General features: G+C 69.6%; 15 protein-coding genes. 14 read left to right on the top strand and 1 reads right to left on the bottom strand.

Features of this window, described 5'->3' with window-relative positions:
* Positions 1-5: 5 nt before the first annotated feature.
* The 14 genes from ACIBK3_RS02060 (at position 6) to ACIBK3_RS01995 (ending at position 16,291) form a co-directional block, all read left to right on the top strand.
* Positions 6-1,982, top strand: a complete 1,977-nt coding sequence (locus ACIBK3_RS02060) for a peptidoglycan D,D-transpeptidase FtsI family protein (protein WP_399360897.1) — start codon at positions 6-8, stop codon at positions 1,980-1,982.
* Positions 1,983-2,168: 186 nt separating this feature from the next.
* Positions 2,169-3,698 (top strand): UDP-N-acetylmuramoyl-L-alanyl-D-glutamate--2,6-diaminopimelate ligase, encoded by a 1,530-nt coding sequence (locus tag ACIBK3_RS02055; RefSeq protein ID WP_399362064.1) that lies wholly within the window; start codon positions 2,169-2,171, stop codon positions 3,696-3,698.
* Positions 3,699-3,702: 4 nt separating this feature from the next.
* Entirely contained in the window at positions 3,703-5,118 is a 1,416-nt protein-coding gene (gene murF, locus ACIBK3_RS02050; RefSeq protein ID WP_399360895.1) for a UDP-N-acetylmuramoyl-tripeptide--D-alanyl-D-alanine ligase, read from the top strand.
* Complete coding sequence (gene mraY, locus ACIBK3_RS02045) at positions 5,118-6,206, top strand: phospho-N-acetylmuramoyl-pentapeptide-transferase (RefSeq protein WP_399362062.1); 1,089 nt, start codon at positions 5,118-5,120, stop codon at positions 6,204-6,206. The genes murF and mraY overlap by 1 nt, the downstream gene beginning before the upstream one ends.
* Positions 6,188-7,606 carry a UDP-N-acetylmuramoyl-L-alanine--D-glutamate ligase gene (gene murD, locus ACIBK3_RS02040; RefSeq protein WP_399360893.1) on the top strand — a complete coding sequence of 473 codons (1,419 nt, stop codon included), beginning with the start codon at positions 6,188-6,190 and terminating at the stop codon, positions 7,604-7,606. The genes mraY and murD overlap by 19 nt, the downstream gene beginning before the upstream one ends.
* Before the next feature lie 67 nt (positions 7,607-7,673).
* Entirely contained in the window at positions 7,674-9,029 is a 1,356-nt protein-coding gene (ftsW, locus tag ACIBK3_RS02035) for a putative lipid II flippase FtsW (protein WP_399360891.1), read from the top strand.
* A 6-nt stretch (positions 9,030-9,035) separates the two neighbouring features.
* Positions 9,036-10,133, top strand: coding sequence for an undecaprenyldiphospho-muramoylpentapeptide beta-N-acetylglucosaminyltransferase (gene murG / locus ACIBK3_RS02030; protein WP_399360888.1), 1,098 nt, complete (start codon positions 9,036-9,038; stop codon positions 10,131-10,133).
* Between the two features lie 35 nt (positions 10,134-10,168).
* Complete coding sequence (locus tag ACIBK3_RS02025) at positions 10,169-10,963, top strand: cell division protein FtsQ/DivIB (RefSeq protein WP_399360886.1); 795 nt, start codon at positions 10,169-10,171, stop codon at positions 10,961-10,963.
* A 283-nt stretch (positions 10,964-11,246) separates the two neighbouring features.
* Positions 11,247-12,443: a cell division protein FtsZ gene (gene ftsZ / locus ACIBK3_RS02020; protein WP_399360884.1), complete on the top strand. Its 1,197-nt coding sequence runs from the start codon at positions 11,247-11,249 to the stop codon at positions 12,441-12,443.
* Positions 12,440-13,177 carry a peptidoglycan editing factor PgeF gene (gene pgeF / locus ACIBK3_RS02015; RefSeq protein WP_399360882.1) on the top strand — a complete coding sequence of 246 codons (738 nt, stop codon included), beginning with the start codon at positions 12,440-12,442 and terminating at the stop codon, positions 13,175-13,177. Before ftsZ ends, pgeF begins: the two co-directional genes overlap by 4 nt.
* A gap of 6 nt (positions 13,178-13,183) precedes the next feature.
* Entirely contained in the window at positions 13,184-13,903 is a 720-nt protein-coding gene (locus ACIBK3_RS02010; protein WP_399360880.1) for a YggS family pyridoxal phosphate-dependent enzyme, read from the top strand.
* A 128-nt stretch (positions 13,904-14,031) separates the two neighbouring features.
* On the top strand, positions 14,032-14,682 hold the full coding sequence (locus ACIBK3_RS02005) for a cell division protein SepF (protein ID WP_399360878.1): 651 nt from the start codon (positions 14,032-14,034) through the stop codon (positions 14,680-14,682).
* Positions 14,683-14,745: 63 nt separating this feature from the next.
* Positions 14,746-15,036 (top strand): YggT family protein, encoded by a 291-nt coding sequence (locus ACIBK3_RS02000; RefSeq protein WP_399360876.1) that lies wholly within the window; start codon positions 14,746-14,748, stop codon positions 15,034-15,036.
* Between the two features lie 64 nt (positions 15,037-15,100).
* Complete coding sequence (locus tag ACIBK3_RS01995) at positions 15,101-16,291, top strand: DivIVA domain-containing protein (protein ID WP_399360873.1); 1,191 nt, start codon at positions 15,101-15,103, stop codon at positions 16,289-16,291.
* A gap of 228 nt (positions 16,292-16,519) precedes the next feature.
* Here the strand turns inward: ACIBK3_RS01995 and ileS are convergent, their stop codons facing one another.
* The gene (ileS, locus tag ACIBK3_RS01990) at positions 16,520-19,675 is read right to left on the bottom strand and encodes an isoleucine--tRNA ligase (protein WP_399360871.1); all 3,156 of its coding nucleotides are present in this window, start codon (positions 19,673-19,675) and stop codon (positions 16,520-16,522) included.
* Positions 19,676-20,620: the final 945 nt, after the last annotated feature.

The raw sequence follows: 20,620 nt of genomic DNA, 5'->3' as shown, positions 1-20,620 counted from the left end.
CGGAAGTGTCCGACAGGGAACCGCCGCGCCGCCGCGTGCCCCGGCCCGCACGCCCCGAGCGCCCTGCCCGCCCCGTCCGGCCCGTCGGCCGGCGCGGTCCGGGCCCCGGCGCCCGTCCGGCCCGCCGCCCGGCGCCGCCCCGCGCCGCGGCCCCCCGAGTCATCCGGCTGGGCAGCCCCCGCCCCCGGCTGCGCATGATCGGCCTCGCGCTGACCCTCGTGCTGATCGCGTTCGTCGTACGGCTGCTCCAGGTGCAGGCCGTCGACGCGAGCACGTACGCCGCCAAGGCCGAACAGAACCGGTACGTCGGCTACACCCTGGCCGCCGAGCGCGGCGGGATCACCGACCGCGACGGCGTGGCCCTCGCGACCAGCGTGGACGCGTACACGATCACGGCCGACCCGACGCTGTTCACCCGCGAGCAGTTGAAGGTCGACAACGGCCCCGAGCAGGCCGCCGCGCTGCTCGCCCCGATCCTCGGCACGGACCAGGACTCGCTCGTCAAGAAGCTCAGGCCCGCCGACCGGAAGCTGCGGTACGTCGTCCTCGCCTACCGCCAGACCCCGCAGGTATGGAAGCAGATCAAGGACCTGAGGACCGCGCTGGCCACCAAGGCCGGCACCGACCCCGGTACGGCCAACGTCCTCGCGGGCGTGCTCGCCGTCCCCACCAGCAAGCGGGTGTACCCCAACGGCGACCTCGCCGCCGGGATACTGGGCTGGGTCAACGCCGAGGGCAAGGGCGGCGGCGGGGTCGAGCAGCAGCTGAACGGTCTGCTGGCCGGCAAGGACGGCAAGATCCGCTACGCCCAGTCCGGGGGCCGGCAGGTGCCGACCGCGGGCTCCACCGAGACGCCCGCCGTGCCCGGCAGTGACGTCGAGCTCACCATCGACCGCGACATCCAGTGGGCCGCGCAGAACGCGATCACCGACCAGGTGAAGGCGTCCAAGGCCGACCGCGGCTATGTGATCGTGCAGGACACGCGGACCGGCGAGGTCCTCGCCATGGCCGACTCGCCCGGCTTCGACCCGAACGACCTGTCGAAGGCCAGCGGTGTGAACATGGGCAACGCGGCCGTCCAGGACGCCTACGAGCCCGGTTCCACCGCGAAGATCATGTCGATGGCCGCGGTGCTGCAGGAGGGTGTGGCGACCCCGCAGACGCATGTCGTCGTGCCCAACCGGCTGCACCGCGGCGACCGGCTGTTCAAGGACGACATCGACCACGCGACCTGGTACCTCACGCTCAACGGCGTGCTCGCCAAGTCCAGCAACATCGGCACGATCCTGGCCACCGGCCAGCTCGGCAAGACGCAGAAGCAGGCCAACCAGGTCCTCTACTCGTACCTGCGCAAGTTCGGCCTCGGCAGTTACACCGGGCTCGGCTTCCCGGGCGAGACGAAGGGCATCCTCGCGGCGCCCGCCGACTGGTCCACCTCGCAGCAGTACACGATTCCTTTCGGCCAGGGCGTGTCCCTGACCGCGATGCAGGCCGCCTCCGTCTACTCGACCATCGCCAACGGCGGCGTACGCGTCCAACCCACGCTCGTGCGCGGCACGAAGGGACCGGACGGACGCTTCACCCCGACCGCGAAGCCCCAGCGGACAAGGGTCGTCAGCGCCAAGACGGCGAAGACCCTCGCCCAGATGCTGGAGTCCGTCGTGGACGACGAGGAGGGCACCGGCACCAAGGCGCGCATCCCGGGTTACCGGGTGGCGGGCAAGACGGGTACGGCCAACCGCGTGGATCCGGCCACCGGCAAGTACAAGGGCTACACCTCGTCGTTCGCCGGCTTCGCGCCCGCCGACCAGCCTCGGATCACCGTCTACTGCGCCATCCAGAACGCCACCGCGGGCAGCTACTTCGGCGGCCAGATCTGCGGACCCGTCTACAAGCAGGTCATGGAGTTCGCGCTGAAGAGCCTGCAGGTCCCGCCGACCGGTGCCAAGCCCGCCAAGCTGCCGGTCACCTACAAACCCTGACCAGCAGGGACCCTCCACCCTGATCAGTACCGAGCACCCAGGAACCACCTCGTGACAACGATCACCCCGGATTCCGGGAACCAGGGCACGCCCCACCCCTCACTTCGCTCCGGGGCGGGTACGCCCGGTACGCTCACCGCCGTGCCACACGCTGATCAGTCCCAAACCACCCAGAAGGGCGCACCCGTGACCTATCCGGGACCGCCCCGGCCGGTCCGGGCCTCCGCCACACCCCTCGCGGAACTCGCCGATCAGCTGGGTGCCGAAACGCCGGCGGATCCGCAGGGCGCCGCCGAGGTCACGGGCATCACCCATGACTCGCGCGCCGTCCGCCCCGGTGACCTGTACGCCGCCCTCCCGGGCGCCCGCCTGCACGGCGCCGACTTCGTCACGCAGGCCGCGGGCCTGGGCGCGGTCGCCGTGCTGACCGACCCGACGGGCGCCGAACGGGCCGCCGTCACCGGCCTGCCGGTGCTGGTCGTCGACGACCCGCGCGCGCGGATGGGCGAACTGGCGGCCACCATCTACGGCCACCCCGGCCGTGACCTGCTCCAGATCGGCATCACCGGCACCTCCGGCAAGACCACCACCGCCTACCTCGTCGAGGGCGGGCTGCGGACGGCCAAGTCCACCGGACTGATCGGCACGGTCGAGATGCGCATCGGCGACGAACGCATCAAGTCCGAGCGGACCACCCCCGAAGCCACCGATCTCCAGGCCCTTTTCGCGGTCATGCGCGAACGCGGTGTCGAGGCGGTCGCCATGGAGGTCTCCAGCCACGCCCTGGTCCTCGGCCGGGTCGACGGCTGCGTCTTCGACATCGGCGTCTTCACCAACCTCAGCCCGGAACACATGGAGTTCCACTCCGACATGGAGGACTACTTCCGGGCCAAGGCGCAGCTGTTCACGCCGAAACGCAGCCGGCTCGGCGTGGTCAACGTCGATGACGAGTACGGGCGCAGGCTGGCCAAGGAGGCCACCGTCCCCGTCGTCACGTTCTCCGCCGAGGGCCACCCGGACGCCGACTGGCGTGCCGAGGACGTCCACGTCGGGCCGATGGACTCGACGTTCACCGTGATCGGCCCCAAGGAGGAGCGGATCACCGCCAGGTCGCCGCTCGCCGGGCCGTTCAACGTGGCCAACACCCTCGCCGCGATCGTCGCCCTCGCCGCCGCCGGCCTCGACCCGCAGACCGCCGCCGACGGCGTCGCCGCCGTACCGGGCGTACCGGGCCGACTGGAGCGGGTGGACGCCGGGCAGCCGTATCTCGCGGTCGTCGACTACGCCCACAAGACGGACGCCGTCGAATCGGTGCTGCGCGCCCTGCGCAAGGTCACCGAGGGGCGGCTGCACGTCGTGCTCGGCTGCGGCGGGGACCGGGACAGGACCAAGCGGATGCCGATGGGCGCCGCGGTCGCCCGGCTCGCCGACACGGCCGTACTGACCTCCGACAACCCCCGCTCCGAGGACCCCCTCGCGATCCTCGCCACCATGCTTCAGGGCGCGGCGTCCGTACCGGCCCACGAGCGCGGCGAGGTCCAGGTCTTCGAGGACCGGGCCGCCGCCATCGCCGCCGCCGTCGCCCGCGCGCGGCCCGGGGACACCGTGCTGGTCGCGGGCAAGGGCCATGAGCAGGGCCAGGACATCGCCGGGGTGGTGCGTCCCTTCGACGACCGCCAGGTGCTTCGCGAAGCTATCCAGCAGACCCAGGGATGAACTTGTGATCGCCCTCTCTCTCGCCGAGATCGCAGCAGTCGTCGGCGGGCAGACGCACGACATACCGGATCCGTCCGTCCAGGTCACCGGACCGGTGGTCCGGGACTCCCGGGAGGCCGGTCCCGGCACCCTCTTCGTCGCCTTCGTCGGCGAGCATGTGGACGGCCACGACTTCGCGCGGGCGGTCGTCGAGGCGGGCGCCGTGGCCGTCCTGGCGTCCCGCCCGGTCGGCGTGCCGGCCATCGTCGTGGAGGACGTCCAGACGGCCCTCGGCGCCCTCGCCCGTCATGTCGTACGACGGCTCGGCGCGACCCTCGTCGCCCTGACCGGTTCCGCGGGCAAGACCAGCACCAAGGACCTGATCGCGCAGGTGCTCCAGCGCAAGGCGCCCACGGTGTTCACGCCGGGCTCGCTCAACAACGAGATCGGGCTGCCGCTGACCGCCCTGTCGGCCACCGAGGAGACCGGGTTCCTCGTGCTGGAGATGGGCGCCCGCGGCATCGGCCACATCCGCTACCTCACCGGACTGACCCCGCCGAAGATCGGCCTCGTCCTCAACGTGGGCAGCGCGCACATCGGGGAGTTCGGGGGCCGGGAGCAGATCGCACAGGCCAAAGGCGAGCTCGTCGAGAGCCTCCCCCCGGCGGACGAGGGCGGCACCGCGGTGCTCAACGCCGACGATCCGCTCGTACGGGCCATGGCATCCCGTACGAAGGCGAAGGTGATCCTTTTCGGAGAGTCCGGCGAAGCGGACGTACGCGCCGAGAACGTGAGACTCACGGACAGCGGACAGCCCGCCTTCAGGCTTCACACACCCTCCGGTGCAAGTGATGTGACCATGCGCCTGTACGGTGAGCACCACGTGTCGAACGCGCTCGCCGCGGCCGCCGTCGCCCACGAACTGGGCATGTCCGCGGAAGAGATCGCCACCGCGCTCTCCGAGGCGGGCTCCCTCTCCCGCTGGCGTATGGAGGTCACCGAGCGCCCGGACGGCGTGACGGTCGTCAACGACGCCTACAACGCGAACCCCGAGTCCATGCGAGCCGCCCTGCGCGCGCTCGCGGCGATCGGCAAGGGGAGGCGGACCTGGGCGGTGCTCGGCAAGATGGCCGAGCTCGGGGACGAGGCGCTCGCCGAGCACGACGCGGTCGGACGGCTCGCCGTCCGGCTCAATGTCGGCAAGCTCGTCGCGGTCGGGGGCAGGGAAGCGTCCTGGCTGCAACTGGGCGCATATAACGAGGGTTCGTGGGGTGAGGAGTCGGTGCACGTGTCCGACGCACAGGCGGCGATCGACCTGTTGCGCAGCGAGTTGCGCCCGGGAGACGTCGTACTCGTGAAGGCGTCCCGGTCGGTCGGGCTCGAGAGCGTGGCGCAGGCGCTCGTCGAGACCGGTGCCGAGGGTGAGGTTGCCGCCCGATGATGAAGCAGATCCTGTTCGCAGGAGTCATTGGCCTCTTCCTGACCCTGATCGGCACCCCGCTGCTGATCAAGCTCCTCGCGCGCAAGGGCTACGGCCAGTACATCCGCGACGACGGACCACGCACGCACGGCAGCAAGCGCGGTACGCCGACGATGGGCGGTATCGCCTTCATCCTCGCGACGGTCATCGCGTACTTCCTGTCCAAGGTGTTCACCGGACTCGGCGAGGCCAAGACGCCGCCGCCGACCTTCTCCGGCGTGCTGGTCCTCGCCCTCATGGTCGGCATGGGCATGGTCGGCTTCCTCGACGACTACATCAAGATCGTCAAGCGCCGTTCGCTCGGTCTGCGGGCCAAGGCGAAGATGGCCGGCCAGCTGATCGTCGGCATCACCTTCGCCGTGCTCTCGCTCCAGTTCGCGGACTCCCGGGGACAGACGCCGGCCTCCACGAAGCTGTCGTTCATCACGGACTTCGGCTGGACGATCGGCCCGGTGCTGTTCGTCGTCTGGGCGCTGTTCATGATCCTCGCCATGTCGAACGGCGTGAACCTGACGGACGGTCTGGACGGCTTGGCCACCGGCGCCTCCGTGCTCGTCTTCGGCGCCTACACCTTCATCGGTGTCTGGCAGTACCAGGAGTCCTGCGCCAACGGCGAGACCCTGACCAACCCGGGCGCCTGTTACGAGGTGCGTGATCCGCTCGACCTCGCCGTCGTCGCCTCCGCGCTGATGGGCGCCTGCCTCGGCTTCCTGTGGTGGAACACCTCGCCCGCCAAGATCTTCATGGGTGACACCGGTTCGCTGGCGCTCGGCGGTGTGCTCGCCGGTCTCGCGATCTGCTCCCGCACCGAGCTGCTGATCGCCCTGCTGGGCGGCCTGTTCGTGCTGATCACCATGTCGGTGGTCATCCAGGTCGGCTCGTTCCGGCTCACCGGAAAACGCGTCTTCCGCATGGCGCCACTCCAGCACCACTTCGAACTCAAGGGGTGGTCCGAAGTCCTTGTCGTGGTCCGCTTCTGGATCATCCAGGGCATCTGTGTGATTGTCGGACTGGGTCTCTTCTACGCGGGATGGGCGGCGGACAAGTGACCGACTGGCAGGGAAAGCGCGTCACCGTAGCCGGGCTCGGCGTCTCCGGAGTCCCGGCGGCCAAGGTGCTGCGCGAGCGCGGCGCCCTCGTCACGGTCGTCAACGACGGCGACGACGAGCGGGCCCGCGCCCAGGCCTCCGAACTGGAGGCCCTGGGCGTCACCGTGCGCCTCGGCGACGGCGCGACCCTGCCTGAGGGCACCGAGCTCATCGTCACCGCGCCCGGCTGGAAGCCCGACAAGCCGCTGTTCCTGGCGGCCCGCGAAGCCGGGGTTCCGATCTGGGGCGACGTCGAACTGGCGTGGCGGCTGCGCGGCCCGGACGCTGCGCCCTGGCTGGCCGTCACCGGCACCAACGGCAAGACCACGACCGTGCAGATGCTCGCCTCCATCCTCAAGGCGGCGGGCCTGCGCACGGCCGCCGTCGGCAACATCGGCGTCTCCCTGCTGGACGCGGTGCTCGGCGAGGAGCACTATGACGTCCTCGCCGTGGAGCTCTCCAGCTACCAGCTGCACTGGGCGCCCTCCCTGCGCGCCCACTCCGCCGCTGTCCTCAACCTGGCCCCGGACCACCTCGACTGGCACGGCTCCATGGAGGCGTACGCCAGGGACAAGGGCCGTATCTACGAGGGCAATCGGGTCGCCTGCGTCTACAACGTCGCCGACAAGGCCACCGAGGACCTGGTGCGCGAGGCCGACGTCGAGGAGGGCTGCCGGGCCGTCGGTTTCACCCTCGGCACGCCCGGCCCGTCCCAACTCGGCGTCGTGGACGGCATCCTGGTCGACCGCGCCTTCGTGGAGAACCGGCAGAAGAACGCCCAGGAACTCGCCGAGGTCTCCGACGTCAACCCGCCGGCTCCGCACAACATCGCCAACGCCCTTGCGGCGGCGGCCCTCGCGCGCGCCTTCGGGGTGCCCGCCGCGGCCGTACGGGACGGACTGCGGGCCTTCACGCCGGACGCCCACCGCATCGCGCACGTGGCCGATGTGGACCAGGTCGCCTATGTCGACGACTCCAAGGCCACCAACACCCACGCGGCCGAGGCCTCGTTGGCGGCGTACGAGTCGATCGTGTGGATCGCGGGCGGACTGGCGAAGGGCGCGACCTTCGACGAACTGGTCGCCAAGTCGGCAAAGCGACTTCGCGGTGCCGTCCTGATCGGCGCCGACCGTGCCCTCATCCGGGAAGCCCTCGCGCGACACGCCCCGGAAGTACCCGTCGTCGACCTCGACCGGACCGACACTGGGGCGATGCTCCAGGCGGTCCAGGAGGCGCGGCGGCTCGCGGCGCCGGGCGACACGGTGCTGCTGGCCCCGGCCTGTGCCTCCATGGACATGTTCACCAACTACAACCAGCGCGGTGACGCCTTCGCCAAGGCGGTTCGCGAACTCGGAACCTGACCCGGCCGCCTGCCGGGCGGACCCTGGGAGGGACGCGTGTCGAGGCCGACGTACAGCGGAGAAGCCGATGCCCGTTAGCCGTACCGGACGTCCGCCCGTGCAGCGAGCGGCCAGACGGCCCGCCGCCCCCCGCCCGGTGCGCGAGAACCCCTTCCTGCGGCTGTACACGCGTGCCCGCCGCGCCTGGGACCGGCCGCTGACCGCGTACTACCTGATCCTCGGCGGCAGTCTGCTGATCACGGTGCTCGGTCTGGTGATGGTTTACTCGGCCTCCCAGATCACCGCGCTGCAGATGTCCCTGCCGGGCTCCTACTTCTTCCGCAAGCAGCTCCTCGCCGCCGTCATCGGCGGGGTGCTGCTGCTGGCCGCCTCCCGGATGCCGGTCAAGCTGCACCGGGCGCTCGCCTACCCGATCCTCGCCGGCGCGGTGTTCCTGATGGCCCTGGTGCAGATTCCGGGGATAGGGATGTCGGTCAACGGCAACCAGAACTGGATCTCCCTCGGCGGCTCCTTCCAGATCCAGCCCAGCGAGTTCGGCAAGCTCGCCCTGGTCCTGTGGGGCGCCGACCTGCTGGCCCGCAAGCAGGACAAGAAGCTGCTCGCCCAGTGGAAGCACATGCTGGTGCCGCTCGTCCCGGTCGCCTTCCTGCTGCTCGGGCTGATCATGCTCGGCGGCGACATGGGGACGGCGATCATCCTGACCGCCATCCTGTTCGGCCTGCTGTGGCTGGCGGGCGCCCCGACCCGGCTGTTCGTCGGCGTGCTGTCGATCGCCGCCACCCTCGGTGTGATCCTGATCAAGACCAGCCCCAACCGCATGGCCCGGCTCCAGTGCATCGGTGCCACCGAGCCGAAGTCCGGAGCGGCCGACTGCTGGCAGGCCGTGCACGGCATCTACGCCCTGGCCTCCGGCGGGCTCTTCGGTTCCGGGCTCGGCGCGAGTGTGGAGAAATGGGGCCAACTCCCGGAAGCGCACACGGACTTCATCTTTGCCGTGACCGGTGAGGAACTGGGCCTGGCGGGGACGCTGTCGGTGCTCGCCCTGTTCGCGGCTCTAGGCTATGCGGGTATCCGCGTGGCCGGACGCACGGAGGACCCCTTCGTGAGGTATGCCGCGGGAGGCGTGACCACCTGGATCACCGCTCAGGCAGTGATCAACATGGGTGCGGTGCTCGGCCTGCTGCCGATCGCCGGTGTCCCGCTCCCGCTGTTCTCCTACGGGGGTTCCGCCCTGTTGCCGACCATGTTCGCCGTCGGGTTGCTGATCGCCTTCGCGCGTGACGATCCCGCCGCGCGGACGGCGCTTTCTCTGCGGCAACCCCGCTTTGGTAGAAAGCGGGCGGGGGGCTCTGTGCGGGAGCCTCGGAGATGGAACACGATGCGACGGCGTGCCTCGTCGGCGCGCACGTCCGGAGAGCGGTGAATTTCGGTGCATGTCGTACTCGCCGGTGGGGGGACCGCCGGCCACATCGAGCCCGCGCTCGCCCTCGCGGACGCCCTGCGCAGGCAGGACCCGACCGTGGGAATCACGGCCCTGGGCACGGAGCGCGGTCTGGAGACCCGGCTCGTACCGGAGCGGGGCTACGAACTCGCGCTGATCCCCGCGGTACCGCTGCCACGCAAGCCCACTCCCGAGCTGATCACCGTCCCGGGCCGGCTGCGCGGCACGATCAAGGCCGCCGAGCAGATCCTGGAGCGCACCAAGGCGGACTGCGTCGTCGGCTTCGGCGGCTATGTGGCGCTGCCCGGCTACCTCGCCGCCAAGCGCCTGGGCGTGCCGATCGTGATCCACGAGGCCAACGCCCGGCCCGGCCTCGCCAACAAGATCGGCTCGCGGTACGCCGCCCGGGTAGCCGTCTCCACCCCGGACAGCAAGCTGCGGGACGCGCGTTACATCGGCATCCCGCTGCGCCGCTCCATCGCCACCCTCGACCGTGCCGCGATGCGCCCTCAGGCCCGTGCCGCCTTCGGGCTCGACCCCAACCTGCCGACACTGCTGGTCTCCGGCGGCTCGCAGGGCGCCCGTCGGCTCAACGAGGTGGTGCAGCAGGTCGCGCCCTACCTCCAGCAGGCCGGGATCCAGATCCTGCACGCGGTCGGTCCGAAGAACGAACTGCCGCGGGTGCAGCAGATGCCGGGGATGCCCCCGTACATCCCGGTACCGTACGTGGACCGGATGGACCTCGCGTACGCCGCGGCCGACATGATGCTCTGCCGCGCGGGCGCGATGACCGTCGCCGAACTCTCCGCCGTCGGGCTGCCGGCCGCCTACGTCCCGCTGCCCATCGGCAACGGCGAACAGCGGCTGAACGCCCAGCCGGTGGTCAAGGCCGGCGGCGGACTGCTGGTCGACGACGCGGAACTCACCCCCCAGTGGGTACAGCAGAACGTGCTGCCCGTGCTCGCCGATCCGCACCGGCTGTACGAGATGTCCCGCGCCGCCGCCGAGTTCGGCCGCCGGGACGCCGACGACCTGCTCGTCGGCATGGTGTACGAGGCGATCGCCGCCTCCCGTGCACACCGATAGGGACCGTATTCCTGGGTAGACGAGGGGCAGTCAGCGTGGCCGGACCGACGACCGCCGAGCGCGGGGAACGCCAGCAGGAGTCGTCCGGCCCGCCGCCCTCCCGGAGGTTCACCCCGCCCCCGCTTCGTACGATCATCATTCTGGCCGTCGCGCTCGCACTTCTCGGCGCGGGCTGCGTCTGGCTGTTGTACGGCTCGCAGTGGCTGCGCGTGGAACGCGTCTCCGTCTCCGGCACCCGGGTCCTGACGCCCGCGCAGGTGCGTGAGGCCGCCGACGTGCCGGCCGGCTCGCCACTGATTTCCGTCGACACCGATGCGATTGAGGCCCGGCTGCTTCGGAAATTGCCCCGAATTGACATGGTTGAGGTCGTGCGTTCCTGGCCTCACGAAATCGGGCTGAAAGTCACTGAGCGCACTCCGGTTCTGCTTGTCCAAAAGGGCCGAAACTTTGTCGAAGTGGACGACGAAGGTGTCCGATTCGCCACGGTTTCCGAGGCTCCGAAAGGTGTTCCCGCACTGGAATTGAACCTCTCCCGGCCGGGTTCACGCGCCCCGAGCCTGCGCCGTTTCGGCGAGGACCGACTGGTGCGCGAGGCGGTCCGGGCCGCCCGTGCTCTTCCGGCCGCCGTCGCCCGCGACACCCGTACCGTCAAGGTGCGTTCCTACGACGACATCTCGCTGGAGTTGAACGATCGTCGTACCGTCGCGTGGGGGAGCGGCGAGAAGGGTGCCGCGAAGGCCCGTACGCTCACGGCTCTCATGAAAGCCTCCCCGGACGCCCGGCACTTCGATGTCAGCGTTCCCACGGCGCCCGCGTCATCAGGGAGTTGACGCACATCCGCGCAGGCCAGCACCCTGGTTGGGCAGCGCTACGCCTGATCACATAGGGTGAAAAGAAAAACGGGAGGTTCGGCGTGTTCGTTGAACGTGCGCCACTTGTCGACTTAGTGTCCTGTTCAGAAGACTCCAGGGAACACACACACTGGTAACCCTAAACTTCAGGGTTAGGGTTCGGGTCGGCGCTACGGACCGTCCCATTCGGCATCTGTCGTCGGACCGCGGGTTCACCCCCGTGAGGCGGCGGCAACGTAATTCGAGGCGAGAGGCCTTCGACGTGGCAGCACCGCAGAACTACCTCGCAGTCATCAAGGTCATCGGTGTCGGCGGCGGTGGTGTCAATGCCATCAACCGGATGATCGAAGTCGGTCTCAAGGGCGTCGAGTTCATCGCGATCAACACCGACGCGCAGGCGCTGTTGATGAGCGACGCCGACGTCAAGCTCGACGTCGGCCGCGAACTCACCCGTGGACTCGGCGCCGGAGCCAACCCGGCCGTCGGCCGCAAGGCCGCGGAGGACCACCGTGAGGAGATCGAGGAGGTCCTCAAGGGGGCCGACATGGTCTTCGTGACGGCCGGTGAAGGCGGCGGCACCGGCACCGGCGGCGCACCGGTCGTGGCCAACATCGCCCGTTCACTGGGCGCCCTCACCATCGGCGTCGTCACGCGCCCGTTCACCTTCGAGGGACGGCGCCGCGCGAACCAGGCCGAGGACGGCATCGCCGAACTCCGCGAAGAGGTCGACACCCTCATCGTCATCCCGAACGACCGGCTGCTGTCCATCTCGGACCGCCAGGTCTCCGTCCTCGACGCCTTCAAGTCGGCGGACCAGGTCCTGCTCTCCGGTGTTCAGGGCATCACCGACCTCATCACCACGCCCGGCCTGATCAACCTCGACTTCGCCGACGTCAAGTCGGTCATGTCGGAAGCCGGTTCGGCCCTCATGGGCATCGGCTCGGCCCGCGGCGACGACCGCGCGGTGGCCGCGGCCGAGATGGCGATCTCCTCGCCGCTGCTCGAGGCGTCCATCGACGGCGCCCGGGGCGTCCTGCTCTCCATCTCCGGCGGCTCCGACCTCGGCCTGTTCGAGATCAACGAGGCCGCCCAGCTGGTCAGTGAGGCCGCCCACCCCGAGGCCAACATCATCTTCGGCGCGGTCATCGACGACGCCCTCGGCGACGAGGTGCGGGTCACCGTGATCGCGGCCGGCTTCGACGGGGGGCAGCCGCCGACCCGACGGGAGACCGTCATGGGCTCGTCCTCGAACTCGGCCCGCCGCGAGGAGCCCACTCCGGTACGGCAGACCGAGAGCCGTCCGAGCTTCGGCTCGCTCGGCAGTGTCACGCCGAAGGAGGAGCCGGAGCCCGCTGCGGAGCCGGTGGCCGACCTCCCGGTCTCCCCGCCGGTCCCGCCGTCCCGGTCCTACTCGGACAGCGCGGCCGAGGAGCTGGACGTGCCGGACTTCCTCAAGTGATAGGACAGCGCTCTGAAACGAGCACTGTGAACGGCGCGCACTTCGCTTTCACCGACAGGTGGGGCGGGGTGAGCGCCGTTCCGTACGAGGAGCTCAACCTCGGCGGAGCGGTCGGCGACGACCCCGAGGCCGTACGGACCAACCGTGAACTGGCGGCCAAGTCCCTCGGCCTCGACCCCGCCCGGGTGGTGTGGATGAACCAGGTGCACGGCAACGAAGTCGCCGAGGTCGACGGTCCGTGGACCACGGGGCACATCCCGGAGGTCGACGGACTGGTGACCGCGACCCGTTCTCTCGCGCTGGCCGTCCTGACCGCGGACTGCGTACCGGTCCTGCTGGCCGACCCGGTCGCCGGGGTGGTCGCCGCGGCTCACGCGGGACGGCCAGGCCTGGTCAAGGGGATCGTGCCCGCTGCCGTCGACGCCATGACCGCGCTCGGCGCCGACCCGTCCCGGATCGTCGTCCGCACCGGGCCCGCCGTGTGCGGCCGGTGCTACGAAGTGCCGGAGCAGATGCGGGCCGAGGTCGCCGCGGTCGAACCGGCGGCGCACGCCCGGACGAGCTGGGGCACACCCGCGGTCGATGTGAGCGCCGGAGTGCACGCACAGCTCGAGCGCCTCGGGGTGCGCGACCGGGAGCAGTCGCCGGTGTGCACGCTGGAGTCGGCGGACCACTTCTCGTACCGTCGCGACCGGACCACGGGCCGGCTCGCGGGCTATGTGTGGCTGGACTGACAGGGCATGGCGGACCGTAAGAGCGAACTCGCCGCAAATCTGGCGAAAGTCGAGGAGCGCATCACCGCCGCGTGCGTGGCCGCGGGACGCAAGCGTGAGGAAGTGACCCTGATCGTGGTCACCAAGACCTATCCCGCGAGCGATGTGCGGACGCTGTCCGGACTCGGGGTGCGCCATGTCGCCGAGAACCGCGACCAGGACGCGGCCCCGAAGGCCGCGGACTGCGCGGATCTTCCCCTGACTTGGCACTTTGTTGGCCAGTTGCAGACCAACAAAGTGCGATCCGTGGTCGGCTACGCGGATCTCGTGCAGTCCGTCGATCGTTCCAAGCTGGTGACGGCCCTCTCCAAGGAGGCCGTACGGGCCGAGCGTGAAGTGGGCTGCCTGATCCAGGTCGCCCTCGACGCGGGGGAGAACGAGCGAGGGGAGCGAGGTGGCGTAGCGCCTGGTGGAATCGAGGAGTTGGCCGACCTTGTCGCCGGGTCTCCGGGCCTGCGGCTCGACGGGTTGATGACCGTCGCTCCGCTCACCGGGGAGTACGCGGGTCGCCAACGGGCGGCGTTCGAACGGTTGATGGTTTTGTCGACTGACCTGCGCCGAGCTCATCCGGCTGCGAACATGGTCTCGGCAGGGATGAGTGCGGACCTCGAACAGGCCGTGGCGGCCGGAGCGACACATGTACGCGTCGGCACTGCGGTACTCGGAGTCCGCCCCAGGCTCGGGTAACGTCGCCAGGAAGTCGGACCACAGCAGAAAATATGGTCATTAACGCCGAAAGCGGGCATAACGACCTAGTGGATCGCGGGCACTTGGCAGTCGTCAGTCGATCCACCACAGAGCGGAGGACTCAGAGCATGGCCGGCGCGATGCGCAAGATGGCGGTCTACCTCGGCCTCGTGGAGGACGATGGGTACGACGGCCGCGGGTTTGACCCCGATGACGACTTCGAACCCGAACTGGATCCGGAGCCTGAGCGGGACCGTCGACGGCATGAGCCGTCACACCAGTCGCACCAATCTCATCAGGCACTTCAGCCTGAAAGGGATGAATCGGTACGAGTAGTGCAGCCCTCGGTGCCGCGCGACCCGGTACCCCGATCCGCTTCGCTCGCCGCGGAATCCGGGCGTCCGGCGCGCATCGCGCCCGTGGCATCCATCACACAAGAACGCGCAAGTCTGGAGAAGAACGCACCGGTGATCATGCCCAAGGTCGTGTCGGAACGAGAGCCGTACCGGATCACCACACTTCACCCCCGGACCTACAACGAGGCCCGTACCATCGGGGAACACTTCCGTGAAGGCACCCCGGTGATCATGAATCTGACTGAGATGGATGACACAGACGCCAAGCGACTTGTCGACTTTGCGGCCGGTTTGGTGTTTGGTCTTCACGGCAGCATCGAGCGGGTGACACAGAAGGTGTTCCTGTTGTCGCCTGCTAACGTCGATGTCACGGCGGAGGACAAGGCCCGCATCGCAGAGGGCGGGTTCTTCAACCAGAGCTGAGACGAACTACCGTGCAAAGCGGTAAACCGACCAGAAGCGGACAGGGGAGAGGGAAGCGCGGAGATGGGCGTGGTCAAGGATGTGCTCTCGTTCGCGCTGTACGCCCTTCTTGTCGTACTGATCTTCCGGCTCGTCATGGACTACGTCTTCCAGTTTGCCCGCTCGTGGCAACCCGGCAAGGCGATGGTGGTCGTTCTGGAGGCCACCTACACTGTCACCGATCCACCATTGAAGCTTCTGCGGCGGGTCATCCCGCCGCTGCGCCTCGGGGGTGTGGCACTCGATCTGTCCTTCTTCGTACTGATGATCATCGTTTACGTCCTCATCAGCGTCGTGGCGTTGATCCCCGATTAACCCGTGGGGTTGATGTGAACGATCTGGTCTTGCCGAACGCCGACGACTACGTTGAGGTGAAGAAATGCCGTTGACCCCCGAGGACGTGCGGAACAAGCAGTTCACGACCGTCCGCCTCCGAGAAGGCTATGACGAGGACGAGGTCGATGCCTTCCTCGATGAGGTCGAAGCCGAACTGACCCGCCTGCTCCGCGAGAACGAGGACCTGCGCGCCAAGCTGGCCGCGGCCACGCGCGCTGCTGCCCAGAACCAGCAGAACATGCGCAAGCCTCCGGAACCGCCCCAGGATCAGCAGCAGGGTATGCCGCAGCAGGGCATGCGAGGTCCCGGCGCTCCGGTGCCCGCCGGCATATCTGGCCCGCCGCAGCAGCAGATGGGTGGCCCCATGGGTGGCCCGCCCCAGCTGCCGAGCGGTGCCCCGCAGCTGCCCGCCGGTTCCGGCGGAGGCCAGGGCGGCCAGCAGGGTCAGGGCCCGATGGGTCAGGGCCCGATGGGTCAGGGTCCGATGGGTCAGGGTCCGATGGGCCAGGGTCCGATGGGCCAGGGTCCGATGGGCCAGGGCCCCATGGGTGGTCAGCCCCCCATGCAGCAGCAGATGGGCGGCCCGATGGGTGGCCCCATGGGCGGTCCGATGGGCGGCCCCGGTCAGGGCCCCGGTGGCGACAGCGCCGCCCGTGTCCTCTCGCTGGCCCAGCAGACCGCCGACCAGGCGATCGCCGAGGCTCGTTCCGAGGCCAACAAGATCGTCGGCGAGGCGCGTTCGCGTGCCGAGGGTCTCGAGCGTGACGCCCGTGCCAAGGCCGACGCCCTGGAGCGGGACGCGCAGGAGAAGCACCGCGTCGCGATGGGCTCCCTGGAGTCCGCCCGCGCCACGCTGGAGCGCAAGGTCGAGGATCTGCGCGGCTTCGAGCGCGAGTACCGCACGCGGCTGAAGTCCTACCTGGAGTCGCAGCTGCGTCAGCTGGAGACCCAGGCCGACGACTCGCTGGCCCCGCCGCGCACTCCGGCGACCGCGTCGCTGCCGCCGTCCCCGGCGCCTTCCATGGCCCCGGCCGGTGCGAGCGCGCCGTCGTACGGCGGCAACCAGGGCATGGGCGGCGGTCCTTCGCCGGCCGGCCCGTCCTACGGCGGCCAGCAGCAGATGTCCCCGGCGATGACCCAGCCGATGGCGCCGGTACGGCCGCAGGGCCCGTCGCCCATGGGCCAGGCTCCCTCGCCGATGCGCGGGTTCCTCATCGACGAGGACGACAACTGACGGCCATTAGTACGCCTCAGGCGTCGGCAGCGTTCAAAGGGGCGGGGCCCCGGATTCCGATCCGGGGCCCCGCCCCTTTTGCCTGACTGCCAGGAGGACGCCGGTTCGAATCCGACCCGCCAAATGCGTCAGCTGTACGTGCGGACGCAACGCCGAAGGCCCGGGCCCACCAAGATCTTCTGGTGGGCCCGGGCCTGCCGTCGTGGCTGTGCTTGCGCGCTTTGCGGGTTACGCCTTGCGCAGGCGGAACGTCAGGGACAGGCCCTCGTCCGTGAACGGGGTGCCGAACGTGTCGTCCGCCTCGCCCTGGGCGAAGTCCGTGGCGAGGACCTCGTCGGCGATGAGCTCGGCGTGCTCGCTGAGCGCCGCGATGACCGCCGGGTCCGTGGACGTCCAGCGCAGCGCGATGCGGTCGGCCACGTCCAGGCCGCTGTTCTTGCGGGCCTCCTGGATCAGTCGGATCGCGTCACGGGCCAGGCCCGCCTGCCGCAGCTCCTCCGTGATCTCCAGGTCGAGGGCGACCGTCGCACCCGAGTCGGAGGCCACCGACCAGCCCTCGCGGGGGGTCTCCGTGATGATCACCTCGTCCGGAGCGAGGGTGATGGTCTCGCCGTCGACCTCCACCGACGCCGTGCCCTCGCGCAGGGCGAGGGAGAGCGCGGCCGCGTCGGCGCCGGCGACCGCCTTCGCCACGTCCTGGACACGCTTGCCGAACCGCTTGCCCAAGGCGCGGAAGTTGGCCTTCGCCGTGGTGTCGACGAGGCTGCCGCCGACCTCGCTCAGCGAAGCCAGCACCTCGACGTTCAGCTCCTCGGTGATCTGCGTGTGCAGTTCCGGGCTGAGGGTGTTGAAGCCCGTCGCCGCGATCAGCGCCCGCTTCAGCGGCTGCCGGGTCTTGACGCCCGACTCCGCGCGCGTGGCCCGGCCCAGCTCCACCAGGCGGCGGACCAGGAGCATCTGCCTCGACAGCTCGGGGTCGATCGCCGTGCGGTCCGCCTCCGGCCAGGACGTCAGATGCACCGACTCCGGTGCCCCCGGGGTGACCGGAACGACCAGGTCCTGCCAGACCCGCTCGGTGATGAACGGGGTCAGCGGGGCCATCAGCCGGGTGACGGTCTCCACGACCTCGTGCAGCGTGCGCAGCGCGGCCTTGTCGCCCTGCCAGAAGCGGCGCCGGGACCGGCGTACGTACCAGTTGGAGAGGTCGTCGACGAACGCCGAGAGGAGCTTGCCGGCGCGCTGGGTGTCGTAGGCCTCCAGGGACTGGGTGACCTGGTCGGTCAGGGCGTGCAGTTCGGACAACAGCCAGCGGTCCAGGAGCGGGCGGTCGGCCGGGGCCGGGTCCGCATCGCTGGGCGCCCAGTTCGCCGTGCGCGCGTACAGGGCCTGGAAGGCGACCGTGTTCCAGTACGTCAGGAGGGTCTTGCGGACGACCTCCTGGATCGTGCCGTGGCCCACGCGGCGGGCCGCCCACGGGGAACCGCCGGCCGCCATGAACCAGCGGACCGCGTCGGCGCCGTGCTGGTCCATGAGAGGGATCGGCTGCAGGATGTTGCCCAGGTGCTTGGACATCTTGCGGCCGTCCTCGGCGAGGATGTGGCCGAGGCACACCACGTTCTCGTACGACGTCTTGTCGAAGACCAGGGTGCCGACCGCCATCAGCGTGTAGAACCAGCCACGGGTCTGGTCGATGGCCTCGCTGATGAACTGCGCCGGGTAGCGGGACTCGAACAGTTCCTTGTTCTTGTACGGGTAACCCCACTGCGCGAACGGCATCGAACCCGAGTCGTACCAGGCGTCGATGACCTCCGGCACGCGGGTGGCCGTCTTCTCGCACTGCGGGCAGGCGAAGGTGACCTCGTCGATGAACGGGCGGTGCGGGTCCAGGTTCGACTGGTCCGTGCCCGTCAGTTCGGTCAGCTCCGCGCGGGAGCCGACGACGGTGAGGTGGTCGTCCTCGCAGCGCCAGATCGGCAGCGGGGTGCCCCAGTAACGGCTGCGGGACAGCGCCCAGTCGATGTTGTTGTTCAGCCAGTCGCCGAAGCGGCCGTGCTTGACGTTCTCCGGGAACCAGTTGGTCTTCTCGTTCTCCTGGAGGAGGCGGTCCTTGATGGCGGTGGTACGGATGTACCAGGACGGCTGCGCGTAGTAGAGGAGCGCGGTGTGGCAGCGCCAGCAGTGCGGGTAGCTGTGCTCGTACGGGATGTGCTTGAAGAGGAGGCCGCGCTGCTGGAGGTCCTCGGTGAGCTGTTCGTCGGCTTTCTTGAAGAAGACGCCGCCTACGAGCGGGACGTCCTCCTCGAAGGTGCCGTCCCGGCGGACGGGGTTCACGACGGGAAGGCCGTAGGCACGGCAGACCTTGAGGTCGTCCTCACCGAAGGCGGGGGCCTGGTGGACCAGACCCGTACCGTCCTCGGTCGTCACGTACTCGGCGTTGACCACGTAGTGGGCCGGTTCCGGGAACTCGACGAGCTCGAACGGACGCTGATAGGTCCAGCGCTCCATCTCGGCGCCGGTGAAGGTCTCGCCCGTGACCTCCCAGCCCTCGCCGAGAGCCTTGCCGACGAGCGGTTCGGCGACGACGAGCTTCTCCCCGCTGTCTGCGCCGTCTGTGACCTTCGTAGCGACGACGTAGGTGACGTCGGGGTGCGCGGCGACGGCGGTGTTGGAGACGAGTGTCCAGGGGGTCGTGGTCCACACCAGGAGCGCCGCCTGGCCGGCGAGCGGACCGGAGGTGAGCGGGAAACGGACGTACACGGACGGGTCGACGATCGTCTCGTAGCCCTGTGCCAGCTCGTGGTCCGACAGACCCGTCTCGTCGCGCGGGCACCACGGGGCCACGCGGTAGTCCTGGACCAGCAGACCCTTGTTGAAGATCTCCTTCAGCGACCACCAGACGGACTCCACGTACTCGGGGTCCATCGTGCGGTACGCGTCGTCCAGGTCGACCCAGTAGCCCATGCGGTTGGTGAGCTCGGTGAAGGCGTCGGTGTGGCGGGTCACCGACTCGCGGCACTTGGCGTTGAACGCGGCGATACCGTACGTCTCGATGTCCTTCTTGCCGTTGAAGCCGAGTTCCTTCTCCACGGCGATCTCGACCGGGAGGCCGTGGCAGTCCCAGCCGGCCTTGCGGGCCACGTGGTAGCCGCGCATGGTGCGGAAGCGGGGGAAGACGTCCTTGAAGACGCGCGCCTCGATGTGGTGGGCACCCGGCATGCCGTTGGCGGTGGGCGGGCCCTCGTAGAACACCCACTCGGGGCGGCCCTCGGACTGCTCCAGGCTCTTGGCGAAGATCTTCTGCTCGCGCCAGAAGTCGAGCACCGCGTGCTCGAGCGCGGGCAGGTCGACCTGTGCGGGCACCTGGCGGTACGTCGGCGTTGTCATCAGCGAGCTTCCTCCGGCGGACTTTCTGCCTTCCGTCCGGAGGGACGAGAGCTGTGTCATTCCTGCGCCGCTTTCGGCGCGCTCCCGCGGTACCACCCTCCTTGGCCCTCCGGCGCGTGGTGCGCACCGGTGAGCCCCCTCATTGGGGTCGCGATGCCGGGTCTACTCGCTGCTGCCGCGCTTGCTGCTCGGCTGCGGCTTTCTTCCGGCGGCTCCGGGGTGATCTTCACGTCGCGCTCACCCCCGGGCTTCCACCGTCCCCGGGTCGCTCTGGGCTGCGTACGCCGCTACTCGTCCCCATCCACGCTTTTCGCTCCGCCCAGTGTACGGCGCCGCGAGGACAGCGGCCGACCGGTTTTCCGGTGCCGGACCGAAGGGGGCGGGCACGGGCGGGAGTGACCCGAATGGCGAGGTGCGGGTGTTCGGATCCTCGGACGGTCCGTTCGGCGGATCACCTGGCGAATTACTTGGCGGATTACCTGGCGGGGAGCTGGGCACAACGCTTGCAGGTTTGCCGCGCGCCGTCCGCGAGGCGGGCGAATCGGGCGGTGTGCCCCGTTGCCGCGGGACTCAAGTCGATTTATCGTCCCAGCACGATTCGCGAGCAAGATCACAATATGTGAAGGGGCCGCGGCCATGGTGGCGAAGAAGACCGCCGCACAGCAGTCGGCGTCCAGGTCCACGGGTGCCTCCGGCGGTGCGGCCAAGGACGTCGGCGGGAAGAAGAGCGCACAGGGGGGCGCGGCCAAGAGAGCGGCCAAAGCGGTGAAGGCGGTGGGGTCGGCGGCGAAGAAGGCCGTCGGGAAGAAGACCGGTTCGGGGGCGAAGGAAGAGGTCGGTGAGAGCGCGGGGGCGGGCGGAAAGGCGGGTGGGAGGGCGGGGGGCAAGCAGGGCGCTGAGAAGAAGGCGGTGGGCGGCGGGGCGGGGACCGTGGGCAAGAGGGGG

The organism is Streptomyces sp. NPDC050287, from assembly GCF_044459385.1.
Taxonomy (GTDB): Bacteria; Actinomycetota; Actinomycetes; order Streptomycetales; family Streptomycetaceae; genus Streptomyces.
Note: the sequence above shows the minus strand (reverse complement) of the source record. Positions and strands in the feature narration are given on the sequence as shown.